The sequence below is a fragment of the Cohaesibacter haloalkalitolerans genome (assembly GCF_003574655.1).
Classification (GTDB): Bacteria; Pseudomonadota; Alphaproteobacteria; order Rhizobiales; family Cohaesibacteraceae; genus Cohaesibacter; species Cohaesibacter haloalkalitolerans.
This window is the reverse complement of the sequence record NZ_QNUM01000005.1, coordinates 258,996-279,078: the sequence shown is the minus strand read 5'-3', so window position 1 is coordinate 279,078 and position 20,083 is coordinate 258,996. Positions and strand designations below refer to the sequence as shown.

19 protein-coding genes are annotated in these 20,083 nt (G+C 55.5%); 10 read left to right on the top strand and 9 right to left on the bottom strand.

Annotation, left to right across the window (positions count from 1 at the left end):
* Window positions 1-5: 5 nt before the first annotated feature.
* The 3 genes from gor to rpiA all read right to left on the bottom strand — a co-directional run bounded on the left by gor (window position 6) and on the right by rpiA (window position 2,954).
* A complete protein-coding gene (gor, locus tag DSL70_RS14395; RefSeq protein ID WP_119308635.1) occupies window positions 6-1,385 on the bottom strand; it encodes a glutathione-disulfide reductase in 1,380 nt (459 codons plus the stop codon).
* Window positions 1,386-1,661: 276 nt separating this feature from the next.
* Entirely contained in the window at window positions 1,662-2,207 is a 546-nt protein-coding gene (locus tag DSL70_RS14390; protein WP_119308634.1) for a DUF2059 domain-containing protein, read from the bottom strand.
* A 48-nt stretch (window positions 2,208-2,255) separates the two neighbouring features.
* Complete coding sequence (rpiA, locus tag DSL70_RS14385; RefSeq protein ID WP_119308633.1) at window positions 2,256-2,954, bottom strand: ribose-5-phosphate isomerase RpiA; 699 nt, start codon at window positions 2,952-2,954, stop codon at window positions 2,256-2,258.
* Between the two features lie 326 nt (window positions 2,955-3,280).
* On the opposite strand from rpiA, the gene gph reads away from it, so the two are divergent.
* On the top strand, window positions 3,281-3,958 hold the full coding sequence (gene gph / locus DSL70_RS14380; protein ID WP_119308632.1) for a phosphoglycolate phosphatase: 678 nt from the start codon (window positions 3,281-3,283) through the stop codon (window positions 3,956-3,958).
* A 104-nt stretch (window positions 3,959-4,062) separates the two neighbouring features.
* Here gph and DSL70_RS14375 read toward each other — a convergent pair whose 3' ends face one another.
* Together DSL70_RS14375 and fumC are read right to left on the bottom strand one after the other, a co-directional pair.
* Window positions 4,063-4,719 carry a GntR family transcriptional regulator gene (locus DSL70_RS14375; RefSeq protein WP_119308631.1) on the bottom strand — a complete coding sequence of 219 codons (657 nt, stop codon included), beginning with the start codon at window positions 4,717-4,719 and terminating at the stop codon, window positions 4,063-4,065.
* Between the two features lie 279 nt (window positions 4,720-4,998).
* A complete protein-coding gene (fumC, locus tag DSL70_RS14370) occupies window positions 4,999-6,390 on the bottom strand; it encodes a class II fumarate hydratase (RefSeq protein ID WP_119308824.1) in 1,392 nt (463 codons plus the stop codon).
* A 312-nt stretch (window positions 6,391-6,702) separates the two neighbouring features.
* Between fumC and DSL70_RS14365 the strand changes: the two genes are divergently transcribed.
* Window positions 6,703-7,296, top strand: coding sequence for a DoxX family protein (locus DSL70_RS14365; protein ID WP_119308630.1), 594 nt, complete (start codon window positions 6,703-6,705; stop codon window positions 7,294-7,296).
* Between the two features lie 92 nt (window positions 7,297-7,388).
* On the opposite strand, the gene DSL70_RS14360 is transcribed toward DSL70_RS14365, so the two are convergent.
* On the bottom strand, window positions 7,389-7,763 hold the full coding sequence (locus DSL70_RS14360) for a DsrE family protein (protein WP_119308629.1): 375 nt from the start codon (window positions 7,761-7,763) through the stop codon (window positions 7,389-7,391).
* Window positions 7,764-8,183: 420 nt separating this feature from the next.
* Between DSL70_RS14360 and DSL70_RS14355 the strand changes: the two genes are divergently transcribed.
* Both DSL70_RS14355 and nudI read left to right on the top strand, forming a co-directional pair.
* On the top strand, window positions 8,184-9,800 hold the full coding sequence (locus DSL70_RS14355) for a fumarate hydratase (protein ID WP_119308628.1): 1,617 nt from the start codon (window positions 8,184-8,186) through the stop codon (window positions 9,798-9,800).
* A 125-nt stretch (window positions 9,801-9,925) separates the two neighbouring features.
* Window positions 9,926-10,351, top strand: a complete 426-nt coding sequence (nudI, locus tag DSL70_RS14350; protein WP_119308627.1) for a nucleoside triphosphatase NudI — start codon at window positions 9,926-9,928, stop codon at window positions 10,349-10,351.
* A 160-nt stretch (window positions 10,352-10,511) separates the two neighbouring features.
* Here the strand turns inward: nudI and DSL70_RS14345 are convergent, their stop codons facing one another.
* Window positions 10,512-11,687: an autotransporter outer membrane beta-barrel domain-containing protein gene (locus tag DSL70_RS14345; protein WP_162916710.1), complete on the bottom strand. Its 1,176-nt coding sequence runs from the start codon at window positions 11,685-11,687 to the stop codon at window positions 10,512-10,514.
* A gap of 758 nt (window positions 11,688-12,445) precedes the next feature.
* Here DSL70_RS14345 and DSL70_RS14340 point away from each other — a divergent pair.
* Entirely contained in the window at window positions 12,446-13,048 is a 603-nt protein-coding gene (locus DSL70_RS14340; protein WP_119308625.1) for a L,D-transpeptidase, read from the top strand.
* A gap of 115 nt (window positions 13,049-13,163) precedes the next feature.
* Here the strand turns inward: DSL70_RS14340 and DSL70_RS14335 are convergent, their stop codons facing one another.
* A complete protein-coding gene (locus tag DSL70_RS14335; RefSeq protein ID WP_119308823.1) occupies window positions 13,164-13,520 on the bottom strand; it encodes a gamma-butyrobetaine hydroxylase family protein in 357 nt (118 codons plus the stop codon).
* 226 nt (window positions 13,521-13,746) lie between these two features.
* On the opposite strand from DSL70_RS14335, the gene moaA reads away from it, so the two are divergent.
* Window positions 13,747-14,778 (top strand): GTP 3',8-cyclase MoaA, encoded by a 1,032-nt coding sequence (moaA, locus tag DSL70_RS14330; protein ID WP_245418222.1) that lies wholly within the window; start codon window positions 13,747-13,749, stop codon window positions 14,776-14,778.
* A gap of 87 nt (window positions 14,779-14,865) precedes the next feature.
* Window positions 14,866-15,873: a DMT family transporter gene (locus tag DSL70_RS14325; protein WP_119308624.1), complete on the top strand. Its 1,008-nt coding sequence runs from the start codon at window positions 14,866-14,868 to the stop codon at window positions 15,871-15,873.
* Between the two features lie 101 nt (window positions 15,874-15,974).
* Here DSL70_RS14325 and apbC read toward each other — a convergent pair whose 3' ends face one another.
* Complete coding sequence (gene apbC, locus DSL70_RS14320; RefSeq protein WP_245418221.1) at window positions 15,975-17,120, bottom strand: iron-sulfur cluster carrier protein ApbC; 1,146 nt, start codon at window positions 17,118-17,120, stop codon at window positions 15,975-15,977.
* A gap of 279 nt (window positions 17,121-17,399) precedes the next feature.
* Here apbC and mobA point away from each other — a divergent pair, with 279 nt between their 5' ends.
* The 3 genes from mobA (at window position 17,400) to DSL70_RS14305 (ending at window position 19,665) form a co-directional block, all read left to right on the top strand.
* Window positions 17,400-18,056 carry a molybdenum cofactor guanylyltransferase MobA gene (mobA, locus tag DSL70_RS14315; protein WP_119308821.1) on the top strand — a complete coding sequence of 219 codons (657 nt, stop codon included), beginning with the start codon at window positions 17,400-17,402 and terminating at the stop codon, window positions 18,054-18,056.
* Entirely contained in the window at window positions 18,049-18,618 is a 570-nt protein-coding gene (gene mobB / locus DSL70_RS14310) for a molybdopterin-guanine dinucleotide biosynthesis protein B (RefSeq protein WP_119308622.1), read from the top strand. The genes mobA and mobB overlap by 8 nt, the downstream gene beginning before the upstream one ends.
* Before the next feature lie 273 nt (window positions 18,619-18,891).
* Window positions 18,892-19,665 (top strand): transporter substrate-binding domain-containing protein, encoded by a 774-nt coding sequence (locus tag DSL70_RS14305; RefSeq protein ID WP_119308621.1) that lies wholly within the window; start codon window positions 18,892-18,894, stop codon window positions 19,663-19,665.
* Window positions 19,666-20,083: the final 418 nt, after the last annotated feature.

Genomic DNA, 20,083 nt, shown 5'->3' with positions numbered 1-20,083 from the left:
TCGGATCACCCGTCCTTGCGCACGCGCCGGGACGGTTCCTTCATGGTGACGAGCTCTTCGGCTGCTGTTGGATGGACGGCAACCGTTGCGTCAAAGTCGGCCTTGGTCGCGCCCATCTTGATGGCGATGCCGAGAAGCTGGGACATTTCGCCCGCATCGGGGCCAAGAATGTGACAGCCGACCACCTTGCCGCTGTCAGCAGCGACGATGATCTTCATCAGCATCTTTTCGTCGTTGCCCGCCAGTGTGTTCTTCATCGGGCGGAACTTGGCCGAATAGATGTCAAGATTGCCGAAAGCCTCCTTGGCTTGCGCTTCCGTCATGCCGACCGTGCCGATTTCGGGCTGGGTGAAGACGGCGGTGGCGATATTCTCGTAATCCGTGGTGGTGGGATTGTTGTTGAACAGGGTTTCTGCAAGCGCAGCCCCTTCCCGGATGGCGACAGGCGTGAGGTTGACCCGATCCGTCACGTCGCCGACGGCGAAGATGTGATCCACGTTGGTGCGGTTATACTCATCAACCTTGATGGCACCGTTGCGACCAAGCTCAACACCGACCTTGTTAAGGCCAAGACCGTTGGTATAGGGCGAGCGGCCGATGGCCGAGAGCACCTGATCGGCCTCAAGCGTCCGACCGGCAATCGTCTTGACCGTAAGCCCGTTGCCGTGCTTCTCGACGGACGCCAGATTGTCCTCGGTGATGATGGTGATGCCGCGCCCTTCCATTTCCTCGTGCAGGGTCGCACGGATTTCGTCATCAAAGCCACGCAGAATTTCCTCGCCCCGGTAAAGCACGGTGGTTTTCGCGCCAAGGCCATTGAAGATGCAGGCAAATTCAAGGGCGATATAGCCAGCGCCAACGACGACAACACGCTTGGGCATTTCGTCCAGATGGAAGACTTCGTTGGAGGTGATGAGATGTTCAGCGCCGGGCAGGTCCTGCGGCATGTTCGGACGACCACCGGTTGCCACCAGAATATATTTGGCGGTTACGTGACGCTCCTCGCGGGACAGCCAGATCCGGTGCGGTGCCTGAATTTCGGCACGAGACTGGATGATTTCGACGTTATGACGTTCGAGATTCTTGATGTAGAGGCCATTGAGGCGATCGATCTCGGCATCCTTGCGCTGGATGAGCGTCGACCAGTCGAACGAGGTTTCACCAACGGTCCAGCCGAACCCGGCGGCGTCGGCAAAATCGTGGGAAAATTTGGACGCATAGACCATGAGCTTCTTGGGCACGCATCCACGGATCACACATGTCCCGCCGACGCGATATTCTTCGGCTACGGCGACCTTGGCGCCGTAGGTTGCGGCCATGCGGGCCGCCCGGACACCGCCGGAGCCCGCTCCGATCACAAACAGATCATAATCATAGTCGCTCATAGTCTTGCCTCTTCAATTTTTGACAGCCGCAAGCATCCTGATGCAAGGACGAACGGATACTCTTTTTCATGCTGCACCAACAGTCTCCCGGCTTGAACATAATGAGACTGGGCAGGAATGAAAGAGCCCGCGGAAAATTAATTCTCAACTTGCGCACGCACAAACGTATTCTTACCAAGCACGGCGACAGCCCGCTCGAGCCCGTGGCATGAAAAAGGCACGGCTCCCGTTCCGGACCCGTGCCTTATCAAATCGTGTCAAACAACCACAATCCACCTATTCGGAGAATTTGTAGCCCTTGGTGTTCAGCTGTTCCTTGGCTGCCTTGACGATGAGGTTCGTCATGATCGCGGTAAACTCCTGAAGGCCGCGAACGGATTCGCCAAGAATGCGCGGCTGGTAGCTTGCGAACTTCTGACCGGTCGGGGTCTTGAAGAAGGCCAGCACTTCCTTGAGTTCGTCTTCCTTCAGATAGCGCGTCCAGGCGATGGCAACCGACTGGGCCATCTGGTCATTGTCGTCCTTGTACTGCTGTGCAATTTCGTCGACAGTGGCAATGATGTCCTTTTCAGCAGACGGATTTTCGCGGATCAGCCACCGTTTGGAATTCATCACGACGTTTCTAAGCGCGTCTGAATAGGCAGGCAGTGTGCCGGTCTGTTTCACGACCGCAATGGCAGCCTGCAAATGCGTATCAACCGCGATCGGCTGGGCTGCATTGGCGTCTGCGGTCGTTTTGGCGTCCTGAGCCAAGGCAGAAGCAGACATGCCTGCGCAGACCACAACAGCCGACAGCATGGAAGCAAGGGCAGATTTTTTCATGTTTCAGTCCTTTTGCGAAAATCCTAGACTTTTCTCAAATTAGATGTCTCAGCAGGCAGGCTCGATAATCGACACACCATCTGCGCCAGCCACAACGGCTTTGGAGGCGATACCAATGAACAACCCGGTTTCCACAACACCCGGAATCGCCCGCAAAGCCGCGTCCAGACCCTCTACATCAGAAATACGGCCAAATGTGGCATCAATGATATAATGCTTGCCATCTGTCACAAAATTCGAGCCATCAGCGGCCTTGCGCAGGCTCAGCGAGCCTTGCATGCCATAATGGTCGCACACCTTCTGGACGGCAATCGTCGTCGAACCCAGCCCGAACGGCATCACCTCGATCGGCAGCGGAAACGCGCCAAGGGTGTCGACGATCTTGGACTTGTCGGCAATGACAATCATGTTGGCTGAAGCGGATGCAACGATCTTCTCGCGCAGCAGCGCACCACCGCCACCCTTGATCAGACGCATCTGCGGGTCGATTTCATCGGCGCCATCTACGGTCAGATCGAGTTCGGGGGTTTCCTCGAGCGTCGTCAGCGGCACGCCGTTCTTCTTGCACAATTCGGCGGTTCTCTCGGAGGTCGGAACGCCAATCACCTTCATGCCGGCGGCGACCTTTTCCCCGAGCAGTTCAACAAAGTGAAGAGCCGTCGACCCGGTTCCGATACCGAGCTTCATTCCATCCTCAACAAATTCCAGTGCGGCGGCGGCGGCCTGTCTCTTAAGCTGTTCACTCATGACTATAAACTTCTTTCTATTCGGTCCTGCGGGCCCGCTGCCTCACGTCTGCCTGACAGCGGCTTGGCTCCACCCGGGGCGGTTGAGCGGCACATGCTATGCACTTGCCTGCGGCCACCCTGCTCCGCTCATATCACGCCGCCGGCAGGACGCCAAGTGCCCTAAAGGGACTTGCGGTCAAGTGTGGTCGCGTTTTTCGAATAATCTGGATTTTTTGGCCATGATTTGGCAAATTGCCGTCAACCGACACAAGGCGAGTGCCTTCTCAACCGGGAAGCCATTTGCCTCACTATGTTACCTTATTCGAATTTGACGGAAACCAATTCATGACCGCTGGCCCCTTTTCCTGCATCCTGTTTGATCTCGACGGCACACTGGTGGATACCGCACCAGACCTGACAGGCGCACTCAACCATGTTCTGGCGCAGCATGATCTGGCCCCCTTCACTGTCGAGAAGGTCCGCAATACGGTCGGCTTTGGCGCCAGGATCACGCTGGAACGCAGCTTCGCCCATTATGATCACCCGGTCACGGATGATGAGCTGGATCTCGCCCACGCGCTTTTCCTCGCCCATTACAGCAGCAATATCTGCAAGGACAGCCAGCTCTTTCCCGGCGTCATGGAGGTTCTTAGCAGCCTCAAGGCCGACGGCGTTTCGATGGGGGTCTGCACCAACAAGACCGAACATCTTTCTGTCGACCTTCTGGACCAGATTGGCGTCGCTTCCTATTTCGACACCATCTGCGGCTCGGACACAGTGCCCAACAAGAAACCCCACCCGGACCACATCTACACAGCCATCAGCCGGGCGGGCGGGGTTTGCGAGCGAACAATCATGATCGGCGACAGCCAGGCCGATGTCGAAGCAGCAAGAGCTGCCAACATCCCGGTGATCGTCATGAGCTATGGGTACACGGCCACACCTTCAAGCCAATTGGGTGCAGACCTCGTGCTGGACAGCTTCGCCGATATCCCGAGCGCCCTTGCCAATTGGCCAGCCTGAGGGCTTGGCCAGTCTGAGGGCTTGGCCCCGTGCAGGTCCAGACCTGACAATCTCGCCCAAGCCTCAGGCTGCCGCGATCAATCTGTAAGGCAGAATAGGTGCGATCAGGCAGTTTTCCGCCGCTTCTCGACCGAGGCAAGCAGCTGTCCCTTGACCTGATTGATATGGTCGGACAGCAGCCGCCCTGCCAGATAGGCGTCCCTCATGTGGGCGGCGTCGATCATGGCCTGATGCTGCCGATGGGCAAGATCCTGCGCATCGCGTGACAGGGTGAGATGCAGCCGCACATAGCGATCGGCATTGTCGTGAACGCGTTTCAGCAACTTGATGGTGGTGGGCTTGTTGGCGGCGCGATAGAGCGCGACGTGGAATTGCCAGTTGAGCGGCCCCCAGTCCTTGACGTCGGCCTTTCGCATCGCGTCGAGGCATTCCTGCGCTTCGGCAAGATCCTCGTCCGTTATGGCGGCCACGGAATGCTCAAAAAGCCAGACCTCGATCATGGTGCGGATTTCGAACAGTTCCTCGATCTCTGATGGCTCCAGCCGGGTGACCTCTGCGCCCTTGTGGGAGACCAGCGTGATCAGGCCCTCTGCTTCCAAAAGCCGCAAAGCTTCGCGCACAGGAATGCGGCTCACTCCCAGCTGACTGGCAATTGCCTCCTGCCGGATCTGTTCACCTTCCTTGATTGCGCCATTCTGAATACGCTTGCGCAATTCGTCTGCCACAATGCTGGTTGTGGTTCGTCTTTGTATTTGAGCCATTTGGCCTGTTCCGAGTCTTTAATACGGCTCTTTCGCGGGGGATTGCCGTTCTCATCTGCAAGGTTCGTTTAAAACCCGAACCGAATTCATAAGAAAAAACTATCATGAAAAATTCGGTCTGGTCGAGAAAAAACGTATCAATACAGACTGGCGAAACTGACTTCGAAGGACCGTTGCCTATCTCTTTGCAGACCGTTGAAAAGCCTTTACTGAAATAGGCAACCGGATTTGTCATGAGAGGTGCCAACCACCCCGCAAGGCGCAACTATAAGCCGGGGCTCATTGCGGAGCGATCATCTTCTCCGGACGGACCCAACGATCATAATCCTCTGCCGAGACGTAGCCCAGCCTGACGGCTTCTTCCTTGAGGGTTGTGCCGTTCTTGTGCGCTGTTTTGGCGATTTTGGTAGCGTTGTCATAGCCGATGTGAGGTGCAAGGGCAGTTACCAGCATTAGCGAACGTTGCATCAGGGCACTGATCTGCTCTTCGTTGGCCTTGATGCCGACGACGCACTTGTCGGTGAAGCTGGTGGCAGCATCGGTCAACAACCGGATGGACTGGATGGTATTGTAGGCTATGATCGGCTTGAACACGTTAAGCTCGAAATGCCCCTGCGACCCGGCCATAGAAACCGCAGCATTGTTGCCCATCACCTGAGTACAGACCATGGTCATGGCCTCGCACTGGGTCGGATTGACCTTGCCGGGCATGATCGATGACCCTGGCTCGTTCTCGGGCAGTGAAATCTCGCCAAGCCCGGACCGTGGACCGGAGCCGAGCAGACGGATGTCACTGGCAATCTTGAACAGGCTTGCGGCCAGCGTGTTGAGCATGCCATGGGCTTCAACCATGGCGTCGTGGGTTGCCAGTGCTTCGAACTTGTTGGGCGCAGTGATGAAGGGCAATCCCGTGTAGGTGGCGACTTCTTCGGCGAATTTCTCGGCAAATCCGATTTTTGCATTGAGGCCAGTTCCAACTGCCGTCCCACCCTGAGCAAGTGCATAGAGGGCAGGCAGAGCGCTGGAAACACGGCGAATGCCATTCTCAACCATCGCGGCATAGCCGGAGAATTCCTGTCCCAGCGTCAGTGGGGTGGCATCTTGCAAGTGGGTGCGGCCAATCTTGATGATATCCTTGAAGTTCCCGGATTTTTCAGCCAAGGCGGCATGCAGCTTTTCGAGCGCCGGAATGAGATGATTGCGGATTTGCTCGGCTGTGGCAATGTGCATCGCCGTCGGGAAGGTGTCATTGGAAGACTGGCTGCGATTGCAATGATCATTCGGGTGAACAGGATCCTTCGAGCCCAGAACACCGCCCAGCAATTCAATAGCCCGATTGGAAATCACCTCGTTGGCATTCATGTTCGACTGCGTGCCGGAGCCGGTCTGCCAGACCGAAAGCGGGAAGTGATCGTTGAGCTTGCCCTCGGCCACTTCTTCGGCGGCGCTGATGATGGCGTTACCGATACGGGATTCGATATTGTCGAGCGCCAGATTGGCCCGCGCAGCCGACAGCTTGATGATACCAAGGGCCCGGATGATCGGCGCAGGCATGGTTTCTTCCCCGATCGGGAAATTGATGAGCGATCGCGCCGTCTGGGCTCCGTAATATTTGTCTGACGGAACGTCCAGGGGGCCAAAGGAATCCGTTTCCACGCGTATTTCGTTCATCTCTTTCTCCATCAGTTTATGCAAACAGGCTGTTTTCCGACCTTTGTCGGCAAGGCCTGTCAAACAGATGGGGGCATGAAAGCTGCAATTTAAGGGCAGTGGCGGGTCTAATTTTATGTCTGAAAATTCACCAAGACTCCGCACCAGTAATATGGTAGGTTATTTTACCTATATTGATAATTCCTCCAGCTATTCGCTGGACAATATTTTTGAATTTTCAATATTAATCAAAACAACACACAATATCAACTTAAGAAGACAAAAAAATCCTCAATACAACTATAAGTACTTCATACAAACAATGAGGAAGCCATGTCAGAGTCAGAGACTACACCGAGAAACATTACTTCTGAGACGAGCGAAGAGAAACTATACTTCCCCTCCCTGGCCCCGCTTTATGCCAACCTTGCCCAGCCGCTTGCGTGGACGGCTCTGCGTGTCGCCATCGGATTGGCACTTGCCTATTCGGGGTGGAGCAAGATCATGGCGCCCATGGCCATGTCCGGCTTTGTTGAGAGCCTGGGATTCTATCCCGGCTGGCTGTGGTCACCGCTGATGGCGGTTGCCAATTTCGCTGGCGGTCTGCTGATCGCGATCGGACTGTTCACTCGCCCGGCTGCCCTCGCCAATGGCCTGATGCTGCTTGTGACCCTTTATTATCACATTACGCATCCCTATCCCCCGGTCTTCCTGACCGAAGCGGGAATCGCGGCCCTGAGCGGCACGCCAGAACTCTTTACCGGCGGTGGCCTTGGCATGCTCAAGGACGGGGGCGCATCCTTTCTGGGCATGATGCAGGAAAAAGCCGTGACCAATTCGCTATTCTGGGCTGGCGGAACCTTCCTCTATGCGGCTTTCGGCGGCGGGCGCCTGTCCGTTGACCGCGTCATGAAAAAGGTCTTCTAGCGGCCCGCGTAGTGAGTTGATCTCTCGACGCCCCACACGAACAAAAAAGCCGCCCCTGTTCGGGCGGCTTTTTCGATCTGCGTTCAATCGGCTCAGGTCAGCTGAAGACTGCCTTTTGCCCCCATCAGCATCGGGATGACCTCTTCTGCCGAGATAACCTGCATGCGCTCGTCGATTTCCTCCTCTGCGACGCCATTGTGTATCATGCAGGCCTTGCAGACCAGAATCTGGCCGCCCTGCTTGAAGAACTCTTCCTGAAGCGGCAAGGCTGGCTGAAACGGAGCACCGATATCAATACCTTCCAGGGCCCCCTTCTTTGCCAGATGAACGGCATCCACCATCAGCATGATCGTGGCACTGTGCCCCTGTGCCAGAGCTTGCACCCCCATGGTATAGGCTACGGTCACCTTGTTGGGATCGTCGGCATTGCTGAACAGGGTGCTGACATAATCGGTTTGTTTGGCCATTATTTTGTCCTTGCAGAATTTTGAAATGGGATTTGAGCGGTGGGAAAATGACGCCCCGTTGCCCGTGATGGAAATCGGTATTTTATTTATTTCTTATATTAGAATATTTCAAGAGAACAAATTGACACAGTGCGCTCGATTGTGAATTGCCGCAGAAAAGGCAGCCAACACGGGGCACATGTGCAGTCCTGCCCCGCGCTTGCGGGAGAATGTGGATGAAACTGACCAAAATTTGGCACCGCTTTTACCATAAGAAGGACTTGAAATTGGGTACAAAGCCTTGCACTCATTGATTTGCGGATTCTCCTTTGCACAGAGGTGATACCGATCAAAGACAGATCACCCCATTGATGCAATCAGATCACCATATAACGGAAACGGGTGGCACCCCGTCATCGGAACTGCAAACAAGGACCGACAATGAGCACTAAAGCATATAAGCTCTTTCCTATGGGAAAGGATGAAACCACTTATCGCAAACTGACCTCCGACTATGTTTCGGTCGAAACGTTCAAGGGCAAGGACGTCCTTGTGGTCCAGGAAGAAGGCATTCGTCTTCTGAGCGAAACGGCATTCATCGATATCGCCCATCTTCTGCGCCCTGATCATTTGGCACAGCTGCAAAAAATTCTGGAAGACGACGAAGCAACCAACAACGACAAATTTGTTGCGCTTGACCTGCTCAAGAACGCCTGCATTTCTTCCGCAGGCATCCTGCCGATGTGCCAGGACACCGGCACCGGTATCGTCGTCGGCAAGAAAGGCAAGAATGTATGGGTGGAAGGCGACGAGGAAGCCGCTCTCAGCCAGGGCGTGTTCGACGCCTATGACAAGAAGAACCTGCGTTACAGCCAGCTCGCTCCGCTGACCATGTTCGAGGAAAAGAACACAGCCAACAACCTGCCAGCACAGATCGACATTTTCTCCGAAGGTGAAGACGCCTACAAGTTCCTGTTCATGGCCAAGGGCGGCGGGTCTGCCAACAAGACCTTCCTTTATCAGGGCACCCCTTCCCTGTTGACCAAAGACCGTCTGCTGGCCTTCCTTGAAGAAAAGATCAAGACGCTTGGTACGGCTGCCTGCCCTCCATACCATCTGGCGATCACGGTTGGCGGTCTGTCTGCAGAACTCAACCTGAAGACCACCAAGCTGGCCTCCGCTCACTATTATGACGAACTTCCGACCGAAGGGTCCGAGATGGCAAATGCCTTCCGTGATCTGGAAATGGAAGAGGAAATCCTGAAGCTTGCTCGCAGCACCGGCATCGGCGCCCAGTTCGGCGGCAAATATTTCTGCCACGACGTTCGCGTCATTCGTCTGCCGCGCCATGGTGCATCCCTGCCGATTTCCATCGGCGTTTCCTGCTCGGCTGACCGTCAATGCAAGGGCAAGATCACCAAGGACGGCATCTTCATCGAAGAGCTGGAAACCAATCCGGCACAGTATCTGCCAGAAGTGGACGAGGAAGCACTGGGCGGCGACGTCGTCAAGCTCGACCTCAACCTGCCAATGGCTGAACAGCTCGCGGTTCTGACCAAATACCCGGTCAAGACCCGCCTCAGCCTTTCCGGGCCGCTCATCGTGGCTCGCGACCTGGCTCATGCCAAGATCCGCGCTCGTCTGGAAGCTGGCGAACCGATGCCAGAATATCTTAAGAACCATCCGGTCTATTATGCCGGTCCGGCCAAGACCCCTGCCAACTATGCATCCGGCTCCTTCGGTCCGACCACCGCAGGCCGCATGGACAGCTTCGTTGACCAGTTCCAGTCCTTCGGCGGATCCATGATCATGCTGGCAAAGGGCAATCGTTCCAAGGCTGTCACCAATGCCTGCGCAAAACATGGCGGTTTCTATCTCGGCTCCATCGGTGGTCCGGCTGCACGCCTTGCCAAAGATTGCATCAAGAAAGTCGAGTGCATCGAGTATCCTGAACTCGGCATGGAAGCTGTATGGCGCATTGAAGTGGAAGATTTCCCGGCCTTTATCGTCGTCGACGACAAGGGCAACGACTTCTTCGCTGAACTGAACCTGGGATAATCTCGGCATTTCATTCAGCCGGAATATCTCCCACGCGTCTTGCAGGCCCGATCTTCCAAGGTCGGGCCTGTTTTTGATTTAGCTTCTTCCCGCTAGAATCGCCTACTCCAGAGAGGAAACCTACCATGCGTACAAGAACGATCCTTTGCCCCCTCATCGAAAATGGTGGTGCCTATCTGCTCTGCAAGATGCCTTCGCATCGTGGTGTCTTTCCGGGCCAATGGGCTCTTTCGGGTGGTGGTCTGGAGGAAGGCGAAACCATCGAGGCAGGGCTTCGCCGGGAAATTCGCGAGGAGCTGGGTGAGCAGTTGATCATCGACCGCGTCACGCCATGGACCTTCCGAGATGATACACGAACCAAAGCCTATCCGGACGGCACGACCGAAGAAATCTACATGATCTACCTGATTTTCGACTGCCATGCGGCCAATCGGGAGATTGCGTTCAACGAAGAGTTCGAGTCGGTAGCCTGGGTCCGTCCAGAGGACCTCGCCAGCTATGACCTGAACGAGGCAACGCGGATCACGCTGAAGGCCAAAGGGCTGTTGTGAACACCCGGCGGCAACCATGACTATACGCTTTGAAATCCGCCTTCTCTTCATGTTTTGCTTTAAAAAACAGATGGAACGGGCTGCAACAATGCAATTTCCATGAGATCGATGTCAGTCCGACCTCACAGATTGTTTCATCCAACCGGGCGAACTTGTTGATCTAGAATCGATATCTGAAACCGAGATTGGCAGCGTGGTTCTGTTCCTTGGCGGTAAAGGACAAGGCATAGTTGGCAGACAGGCTGACATTGTTTTTCATCGTCAGGGTTAGCCCTGTCTGCAGCTTGGTCACGTCACGGATCGGCGCCTCGCCCATAGCCTGATAGGTGCTGCCGGAATCAAATGACATCATCGACGTTCCGGACAACTGCCCGAATCGATGAATCCAGTAGGCGCCGAAGCTTGGGGCAAGGGCATAGTCACCCAGGAAAAAGGCCGTCGAAAGATTGAACCCGAGCTTGGTATTGCCGCTCCAGTAGCTGCTTGCCTTGGTATAGATCGCCGCACCAGCCAGTCCCTTCTCGCGAGCATCATCCTGATAGGCCCAGTCAAGCTGGACGCCTGCACTGGGCTGGATCACCACGCCGGACAGCACGGTGCGATAGCCGACTTCAAAGGCATTGGTGATCCGATGGTTCGTATAGTCGGATGTCATCAGGCTTTTTGTCCCGCCAGAGACGACGGACCGTTTGGTGTGGGTGAACTCCGGCCCGTAAAGAAGCATGTGGTCGATATAGGCGTGGCCCCATTCGACGCTGTTGGTCACACCCGCCTTGGCCAGTGTCATCTGGACGTGGCTGTCATTGACATCGGCAGAAACATTGACTCGGGCAAGTGCACCAATCACACCGAGCCGATAGAAAGCGTCGGAATAGATATCCATGCCGGACATCATGCCGCCGAAGGTCGCTTCCGCACTCGGTCCGCTGGCTGTTGCCTCCTTGCGCGACAAGCCGCCCATGGGCTTGATCCAGGCATAACGATCAAGCGGCGCCAGCGATGGCTGCCCCCCGTCTCCATAGGTGGTGGTGATTGCGCTGACGCCGGGTTCTTCCGAAAGACGGACAACATAGGAGGAAATATGGGAAGGCGCCCCACCAGAGCCCGATCCGGAAGGCGTTCCACCACCAAAGCCACTCGTGCCGCTGGCTGACATGATCTGTCCCACCAGACCTCCAATGGCGGTGTTGGCCGCAGAGGTGGTCGAAGCTGCGGTTGCGCCGGCCGATTGTTTGTTCTCCTTGTCGGTGGGATCATCCGGATCAACAATGACCGGGTCGCCACCGCCAGACTCACCCGGAGGATCCGTTTCATCGCCGCCGTCACAGTTGTGCAACCACCAGGCATGGCAATTTGCGTTATCAGAGTTATTGTCGTTTTCATTACCACTGGCATTTGACAATGAAGCCGAATGCGCCAGTTGCGGCAGCAAGCTGGTGGAACAGACTAGGATGAAAGCCAAATAACGCAAGCGCATGTTCAAACTCAACGAATGCCGCCTCCTTTTCAATTCAACCAGAGGCGTCAACCAAAGTGATATTCCCACCAGATTCGGCCCGCAAATCGATAAACCGGGCTGCAAATGGCAAGCAGGAAAGAATAACGAAAAACACAATTGAGAGTTTTGATAACACAACTCGCGTTGCGCGCAAACGATGGCACACAGTTTTGTATATCTCGAAGTTTAATTTAACCCCCTTTGACGCTTGCCGATCGGGTATTTGAGGAAACTTGCCCCCTTCACTCCATAAAATTACTTAGTATACTCGAATCAAATAGATTCTATCCCTAATTGCAGATGCAAGAAAATACACCAAACAAGCCACTAATCAGAAGTGATTATAGAGGCCTATTTGCGAGGGAGTGCAATTGCCTCGTCTTCGCCTGTTGCAAAATAACAACAAATTCGCATTCTTTCCTTAAAAACAAAAATGTGAACGCAACTTTTTTAAAAACGCTTGCGAAAACACGTCATATTTAGAAAATACCGTTAACACTCGTGTGGCAATGATGATGTCCGGCTTTGCTTCAACCGGGACAGCTCTCGGAGTTGTGCATGCAAAGTCAGACCAATTTTTATTTCGGGACTAACCAATGCGCAAACTGATCACTCTTGGCGCTGGACTGCTGCTCGGCCTGGCCGTAGCAGTAACAAACGCCAACGCTTCTAAATATTTCGACATGGAATCGCAGACCTGGAAAGACGTCAGCGGCTACGCTCACGGGGGCAAATCCCCGATCAAGCGCACCACTGTTTCCTATGACGGGAAATTTGCAAACTCTCCAGAGGGCACCATCGTCATCAACACCCAGGAACGCCGCCTCTATTACATCATGGGCGATGGCAAGGCCGTTAAATATGGCATCGGCGTTGGTCGCCCTGGCTTCCAGTGGACCGGCACCCATCGCGTGAGCCGCAAGGCTGAATGGCCGGGCTGGACTCCTCCTCCTGCAATGCGCAAGCGCGTTCCGAACCTTCCTTCCTACATGGAAGGCGGCCCGAACAACCCGCTGGGCGCTCGTGCCATGTATATCGGTTCCACCATCTACCGCATTCACGGCTCCAATGAGCCATGGAGCATCGGTCAGGCCGTTTCTTCCGGCTGCATCCGTCTTGCAAACGAAGACGTGATTGACCTTTACGAGCGCGTCAAGGTTGGCGCTCAGGTACATGTGATCCAGGCTACCCAGAAATAATCTGGCGGCCCCTCATCTGATTTGACAAAAGCCGGTCTCCCGCGAGATCGGCTTTTTCATTTGTATCAAAGCCAAAGTGCAGATGAGCACGAGACGCCCTTGCTCCACCGGGTAGTCAGCCGCGACTGAGGCCCTTGGCCTCGAGGTCCTTGAGATACTGGCTCCAGATCTCATCCATGGCCTCGCCGGAACGCTTGAAATAGTCCCAGGTGAAAAAGCCGGAATCATGCAGATCCGTGAAATGCAGCCGGACAGCATAGTTGCCGACCGGTTCCACCTTCATGATCTCGACATTGCGCTTGTTGCCAAGTGTCTTTTTCTGATCCGGACTGTGGCCCTGCACCTCGGCACTGGGCGAAGTCACCCGCAGGAATTCAGCCGGGAAGTCATAGGCGCTGCCGTCATCAAAGCGAATGCTGAGGGTCTTCTTGTCTTTCTTCAAGCGGATTTCGGTTGGCCATGCGTCCGTCATGTCTGGCATCCTTGTTGTGTTGCATCGAGGGAGCCACCCTCCGGCTGTCCCGGTCGGCGACAGAAGCGCTCCCATGATCGTGCTGTAAACACTCACATGTCTGTGAGAGCGCACGGTTAGGGCTGCGATTGCAGCATTCTGTGATTGACTTGGCAATGAGAGATGCGCAACCATCCCCCCTTGTTTAATGATGATGACCAGAGTCACATTTTGTTTCAAGGAAGAGATGATGCAATTTGAAGACGCAAGCACCCCGCAGACCGCTCCTTTGGTGGACCCCTTCGGGCGCCACATCGATTATCTGCGGCTGTCTGTCACGGATCGCTGCGATTTTCGTTGTGTCTATTGCATGGCCGAAAACATGCATTTTCTGCCCAAGGCCGAGATTCTGACGCTGGAAGAGCTGGACCGGCTTTCCACGGTCTTCATCGACCATGGCGTTCGGCGCCTGCGTCTCACCGGCGGGGAACCGCTGGTCCGCAGGGGCATCATGACGCTCATTTCCTCCCTGTCCCGCCATCTCGAATCCGGTGCCCTTGACGAACTGACCCTGACGACAAACGGCTCGCAGCTTTCCCGTTTTGCCGCCGATCTTTCCGCCTGTGGTGTTCGGCGCATCAATGTTTCCCTCGATACGCTGAGAGAAGACAGGTTCCGTGCAATCACCCGCTGGGGCCGGTTTGAGCAGGTGCTCGACGGCATCGAAAGTGCGCTTGCCCATGGCATCAAGATCAAGTTGAATGTGGTGGCGCTCAAGGGCGTCAATGATGACGAGTATGACGAGATGATCCGGTTTTGCCATGAACGGGGCATGGATATCACCTTCATCGAGACAATGCCGATGGGTGAAATCGATTTTGACCGCACCGACATGTATCTGCCCTTGTCCGACGTCAGGAAAGCGTTGCAAGGATCGTGGACGCTCTCGCCGTCGCACCACAAGACCGGTGGCCCGGCGAGCTATGTGACGGTCGAGGAAACTGGCGGCCGGATCGGTTTCATCACGCCATTGACCCACAATTTCTGCGAAAGCTGCAACCGTGTGCGGATCACCTGCACCGGAACCCTGTTCATGTGTCTTGGGCAGGAAGATGCAGCAGACTTGCGGAAGCCGCTGCGCCAGTCGGAAGGCAACGAACTCGTTATCAACGCAATTCGTCAGGCCATAGACAGAAAGCCAAAAGGCCACGATTTTGTCATTGACAGGAAAAACAATCGTCCTTCTATTGGCAGGCATATGTCCGTGACTGGCGGCTAGGCAGGAGATCCTCTGTCGGATAGACTCTGTTCCCGCCCAAGGCGCGTCACCATTCCCGTTCGGGCGTCCTCTTTAAAGGTCAATTTCATGGCAACTGGTCCAAAAGGCAGCGCGGCCAAGGCTTCGCATGCGAGGGTTAATCCCGGCGACAGGGGAAACATTTACGGCATTCTGGTCATGCAGGTGTCGGTTTTCAGCTTTGGCACAAACGACGTCTTCAACAAGCTTGTTGGCACCGGGCTGGCTACCGGACAGATGATCTTCTTTCGCGGCATCTGTGCCACCATCATGGTGTTGATGCTGTGCGTCATCCTGCGGCAGCTGCGTTACCTCTACCAGAGTTTTGACCCGATCCTGCTGCTGCGTGGCCTTTGCGAAACCTTCTCGGCCATCGGGTGTCTGGTTGCCCTCAAGTTCCTGCCACTGGCCAATGTCTATGCCGTTTTGCAGGCGATCCCGTTGGCAACGACGGCCTTTGCGGCTGTTTTCCTGCATGAAACCGTAGGCATACGCCGCTGGCTTGCGGTTCTGGTCGGCTTTGTTGGCGTGATGGCCATTGTCCGCCCCGGCCTCGATGGGTTCAATTTCTACTCGCTGTTCGCCGTGGCGGCCGTTATCTTCGCCGCAGCCCGCGACCTTATCACCCGCCAGATCAAACCGGAAATCTCGCTCTGGGTTGTTACCCTCACCACCATGATCGTCTCCACCATCGGCGGTGGCATTCTGGCGCTGTTCCAGATGTATTTTTCGGGTGATGAGGGCTGGATGCAGCCGACAACGATCAACCTGGTCTATATCGCGGGGGCCGCCCTGTTCCTCACGCTTGGACAGTATTATGTATCCATCGCCATGCAGAATGGGGAAGTGTCTGTTGTGTCCTCATTCCGCTATGTCTCCATGCCGATTGCGCTGGTCTACGGCTATCTGATCTGGGGTGAAGTGCCCGACAGCCTGACCTGGTTCGGCATCGTCCTCATTCTGGCCTCCGGCATCTACACCATTTTCAGGGAAAGAAAGGTCGCGCGTCTGCAGCGACAGGGAAAGAGATCGGGCAACCCGGATGAACTGGTCGCCGCCAGAACCGGCTTTGAATGAGCAATCTGCTCATGACAAAGGCCCGGCTCCTCGAGGAGGCCGGGCCTTTTTTGTTGGACAGGATGTGGGGAGCAGATGGTTCCTCTCCCACTTGCAGATCGCTATTCGATGACGATGGCCGGTGCCGGTCTCGTGACGCCGGCAATCTGCTTCATCATGGCATTGGCAATCTGCAGATAGACCGCGGTGTGATCGCTTTCCGGCTCGGCAACAATGATCGGCTCGCCAGCATCGGAACGCTCGCGGATTTCCATATGCAGCGGAATTTCGCCAAGAAACGGCACGCCGATTTCAGTGGCCGTGGCATGGGCGCCACCATGTCCGAAGATATCGTGCCGCGTGCCACAGGTCGGGCAGGAGAAATAGCTCATATTCTCGACAATACCGAGGATGGGAATGTTGACCTTGCGGAACATGGCGATGCCCTTGCGAGCGTCGATCAGCGCCAGATCCTGAGGGGTTGACACGATCACCGATCCGGACAGCGGCACCTGCTGGGCCATGGTCAGCTGAATGTCACCGGTTCCCGGAGGCATGTCGACAACCAGCACGTCAAGCTTGCCTTCGACGTCCCAATTGACATCGCGGATCATCTGGGTCAGTGCCGAGACGGCCATGGGACCGCGCCAGACCATCGGGGTATCGGGATCAACCAGCAGGCCGATCGACATGGCCATCAGACCATAGGCCTTGATCGGGTTCATCCGGCGGGAGTTGGCGACAGCAGTCGGCTTGTCGGTGATTTTCAGAAGACGCGGGATCGACGGGCCGTAGATGTCGGCATCCAGAATGCCCACCTTGAGTCCGTTGGCCTGCAGGGCAAGCGCCAGATTGACCGCCGTGGTCGACTTGCCCACTCCACCCTTGGCCGAGGAGACGGCAATGATCTGCCTGACGCCAGCGATGTCGATATGACTGGGGCCTTTTTGCTGTTGCGGTGCGGACGGTGCTCTGGGAGCCGCCTTTGGTGCGGATGAGGGACTTGAGGGCTGCTGCGCAGATGGCGCGCGCTCGGCGGTCAAAACCACCATCGCCTTGTTGACCCCTTCCATCCCCGCAACAGCGTCTTCTGCCTGTTTGCGCAATGGCTCGCAGGCTTCGGCCTTTTCAGCAGGAACCGAGATGGAGAACATGACGGTGCCATCCCGGATGATGATATCGGATACCATCCCTTCCGACACGATGTCGCCCGCCCCCGGGGCAGACTTTATCTGCCGCAGCAGCTGCAGGATCTTGTCTTCAGTCACGGCTTGCTCACTCTTGTTTTTCCAGAACACGACTCTTCGTCTTTCCTGATTTGCGATCTCTGTCCTCATAGCTGGAACGCTTTCGGTCCGGCGTCAAGGGTCAAGGATGACAAAGTGCAAATAAGTCGCCCTTGCGCTGGAGAAGGCGGCAGGCCTCCAAACCGCGAAGAGGTTGACGCCGGAATTTCGTTGCACCCTGTCTGACAGCGTGTTTAACATCCGGCATTCATGGATGAACGTGGGGCTTCCTCCTTACGTGTCACATCAGTCGAGGGCATGATGCACGAACAAACTTGCGGAACGGATGTCGTGGCCGTCTTGCTGGCGGGCGGGCGGTCCCAACGCATGCTCGGCAGGGACAAGGCGTTTGTTCCTCTTGCCGGTCGCCCCTTGCTGGAGCATTGCCTTGCAAGGCTCACGCCGCAGGTCGCAACGATTGTCATCAGTGCCAATGGCGATCCGGCATCCTATCCGACCGACTATCCGCTTCTGCCCGACGGCAACGATGACCATGCCGGACCGCTTGCTGGGATTCTGAAAGCGCTGCAGTGGGCACAACAGACGCAAGCCTCCACTCATGTGCTGAGTGTCGCCGTCGACACGCCGTTTTTCCCCGTCACTCTGGCAAAACGCCTTTGCGATATCGCTGAAACTGAGTCGGGGCGTCCGGTTCTGGCGATGTCGGGCGGGCGGTTGCATCCGACATTCGGCCTGTGGCCAGTGGCGCTTTTGGACTCGCTGGAAGCTTATCTGGCGGCGGGCGATCGCAAGATGATGCTGTGGGCCGAACAGCAGGGAGCGCTGTCTGTCACGTTTGAGCCGTTTGTCGGTCACGGACGGTCTGTAGATCCGTTTTTTAACATCAATACCGCTGAAGATCTCGCCCTGGCTGAAGGGCTACTCGCAGAAATCGGGAAGGAAGAAGGCAATGTCTGACAAGTCTGGCGTTACAGATGCCACCCAGTTGGCACAGATAGCAACCCATGGGCACAAGATTTTCGGTGTCACGGGCTGGAAGAACTCGGGCAAGACAACATTGGCAACCCGCCTCATCAAGAGCCTCTGCGACAAGGGCTATCGCATATCCTCCGTCAAGCACGCCCACCACAAATGCGACATCGACAAGGAAGGCACCGACAGCTACCGCCACCGCGAGGCAGGCTCGACCGAGGTGGCGCTTGTCGCAGCCGGAACCCGCTGGGCCATCATGCATGAATGCCGGGATGAAGACGAACCGCTGTTGAGCGATGTTCTGGCGCGGATGTCACCCTGTGATCTGGTGATTGTCGAAGGCTACAAGAGCGAGGCTTTCCCGAAAATCGAAGTCAGGCGCGCCAATGCGGTCAACACCACACCCCTTGCCCAGAAAGACCATCTGATTGTTGCCGTGGCAAGCGATGAACCGGAGAAAATGGACGCAACACACGGCCTGCCGATGTTCCAGATCGACGATGTGGAAGCGATGGCCGAATTCGTTATCAACACCATGAAACTCTGAGTTTGTAGCAAAAACGACATTTTGCAGCGAGATCGGCAATACGACAGGGGATTATGCTTCATTTCGGCAAATTGCCAATCCTCTGCTCATTGTGCTGCCTGATACGCAAAATTCTTATTGTTATGGCTTGAGGAATGGTCAAAGACTTGCCTCATGCGAGACAGGTGATCAAAACCATCCGTCGGGCAGCGCGTCTGGCCTTTGCCAACCATGCCCGCAAATGGTTCCTGGAGGACCTCGCCGAACTTTCGACTTCGCAATGGGACAAGAGTCATGAAACTCACGAAAAAAATTGCAATTGCTGCAGCTGCTGCGCTGATGGCATGCAGCGCGGCTTCCGCCGCGGAAAAAATCCGCGTTGGCATCGATGGCGCCTACCCTCCGTTCAACCAGCTTTCTGCTGCGGGTGAACTGAGCGGCTTTGACGTTGATATCACCAACGCCCTGTGCGCGGAAATGAAGGCGGACTGCGAGTTTGTCATTCAGGATTGGGATGGCATGATCCCTGCGCTGATTGCTGGCAAGATCGACGCGGTTGTTGCTTCGATGTCGATTACCGAAGACCGCCTGAAGAAGGTCGACTTCTCCAAGAAATACTACAACACCCCACCGGCCGTTGCCGTTCTCAAGGACAGCGACCTCAAGGGCACAGACATCAGTGAGCTGGCTGGCCTGACCATTGGCGCACAGGTCTCCACGACCCACGCCAACTATGCCGAACAGAAAATTCCCGACATTGATCTGAAGCTCTATCCGACTGCTGACGAATACAAGCTTGATCTGGAATCGGGCCGCGTTGATGCTGTCATCGATGACGGCGTTGTGCTTTCCGAGTGGGTCAAATCCGAAGCTGGCGCCTGCTGCAAGATCCTGATGCAGTTGACCCCGGATCCGAAGATCAACGGCGAAGGCGCTGGCATTGCCGTGAAGAAGGGCAACACCGAGCTGGCCGACAAATTGTCGGCAGCCATTGCCGCCATTCGCGCCAACGGCAAATATCAGGAAATCAACGCCAAATACTTCGATTTCGATGTATACGGCGACTAAGCTGGCCTAGCCACACATGCAGACGTGAATGCCGGATACCCATGGTGTCCGGCATTTTGCTATCCAGATCGAATTTTCTTGCCGATTTGCCGTAAGTTCGAGTCTCTACGCTCCGCCAAATTCGCCAATATTGCACAAATTTTATACTGCCCAGACAACCATGGCGATAACCGACGACAAGAACCCTCGCCAAATTTGAAAAATTTCACCAACTACGCCAAATTTCGTTTCGCTACGACATCCAAAAATATGCTTTTATTTCACATTCGTCTATAATTTGGGCAAAATTCGCCGCCTTACCCGATTTCATGGGATTGCCTGTTGTCAAGTCCGGCAAAATAGTGGGAATATGCCACCAAGCGGCTAGGGTCCGCCCAATCCAGAGAAGCCCTGAAAGGGCTCTATATTGTGTATGACC

Excerpts from the sequence above, each read along its gene's own strand:
- DSL70_RS14355 (WP_119308628.1), top strand. The coding sequence starts at position 8,184 with ATGAGCACTAAAGCATATAAGCTCTTTCCTATGGGAAAGGATGAAACC.
- DSL70_RS14360 (WP_119308629.1), bottom strand. The coding sequence starts at position 7,763 with ATGGCCAAACAAACCGATTATGTCAGCACCCTGTTCAGCAATGCCGAC.
- mobB (WP_119308622.1), top strand. The coding sequence starts at position 18,049 with ATGTCTGACAAGTCTGGCGTTACAGATGCCACCCAGTTGGCACAGATA.
- DSL70_RS14335 (WP_119308823.1), bottom strand. The coding sequence starts at position 13,520 with ATGACGGACGCATGGCCAACCGAAATCCGCTTGAAGAAAGACAAGAAG.
- rpiA (WP_119308633.1), bottom strand. The coding sequence starts at position 2,954 with ATGAGTGAACAGCTTAAGAGACAGGCCGCCGCCGCCGCACTGGAATTT.
- gor (WP_119308635.1), bottom strand. The coding sequence starts at position 1,385 with ATGAGCGACTATGATTATGATCTGTTTGTGATCGGAGCGGGCTCCGGC.
- gph (WP_119308632.1), top strand. The coding sequence starts at position 3,281 with ATGACCGCTGGCCCCTTTTCCTGCATCCTGTTTGATCTCGACGGCACA.
- DSL70_RS14390 (WP_119308634.1), bottom strand. The coding sequence starts at position 2,207 with ATGAAAAAATCTGCCCTTGCTTCCATGCTGTCGGCTGTTGTGGTCTGC.
- DSL70_RS14365 (WP_119308630.1), top strand. The coding sequence starts at position 6,703 with ATGTCAGAGTCAGAGACTACACCGAGAAACATTACTTCTGAGACGAGC.
- moaA (WP_245418222.1), top strand. The coding sequence starts at position 13,747 with ATGATGCAATTTGAAGACGCAAGCACCCCGCAGACCGCTCCTTTGGTG.
- nudI (WP_119308627.1), top strand. The coding sequence starts at position 9,926 with ATGCGTACAAGAACGATCCTTTGCCCCCTCATCGAAAATGGTGGTGCC.
- fumC (WP_119308824.1), bottom strand. The coding sequence starts at position 6,390 with ATGAACGAAATACGCGTGGAAACGGATTCCTTTGGCCCCCTGGACGTT.
- mobA (WP_119308821.1), top strand. The coding sequence starts at position 17,400 with ATGCACGAACAAACTTGCGGAACGGATGTCGTGGCCGTCTTGCTGGCG.
- DSL70_RS14325 (WP_119308624.1), top strand. The coding sequence starts at position 14,866 with ATGGCAACTGGTCCAAAAGGCAGCGCGGCCAAGGCTTCGCATGCGAGG.
- DSL70_RS14305 (WP_119308621.1), top strand. The coding sequence starts at position 18,892 with ATGAAACTCACGAAAAAAATTGCAATTGCTGCAGCTGCTGCGCTGATG.
- DSL70_RS14340 (WP_119308625.1), top strand. The coding sequence starts at position 12,446 with ATGCGCAAACTGATCACTCTTGGCGCTGGACTGCTGCTCGGCCTGGCC.
- DSL70_RS14375 (WP_119308631.1), bottom strand. The coding sequence starts at position 4,719 with ATGGCTCAAATACAAAGACGAACCACAACCAGCATTGTGGCAGACGAA.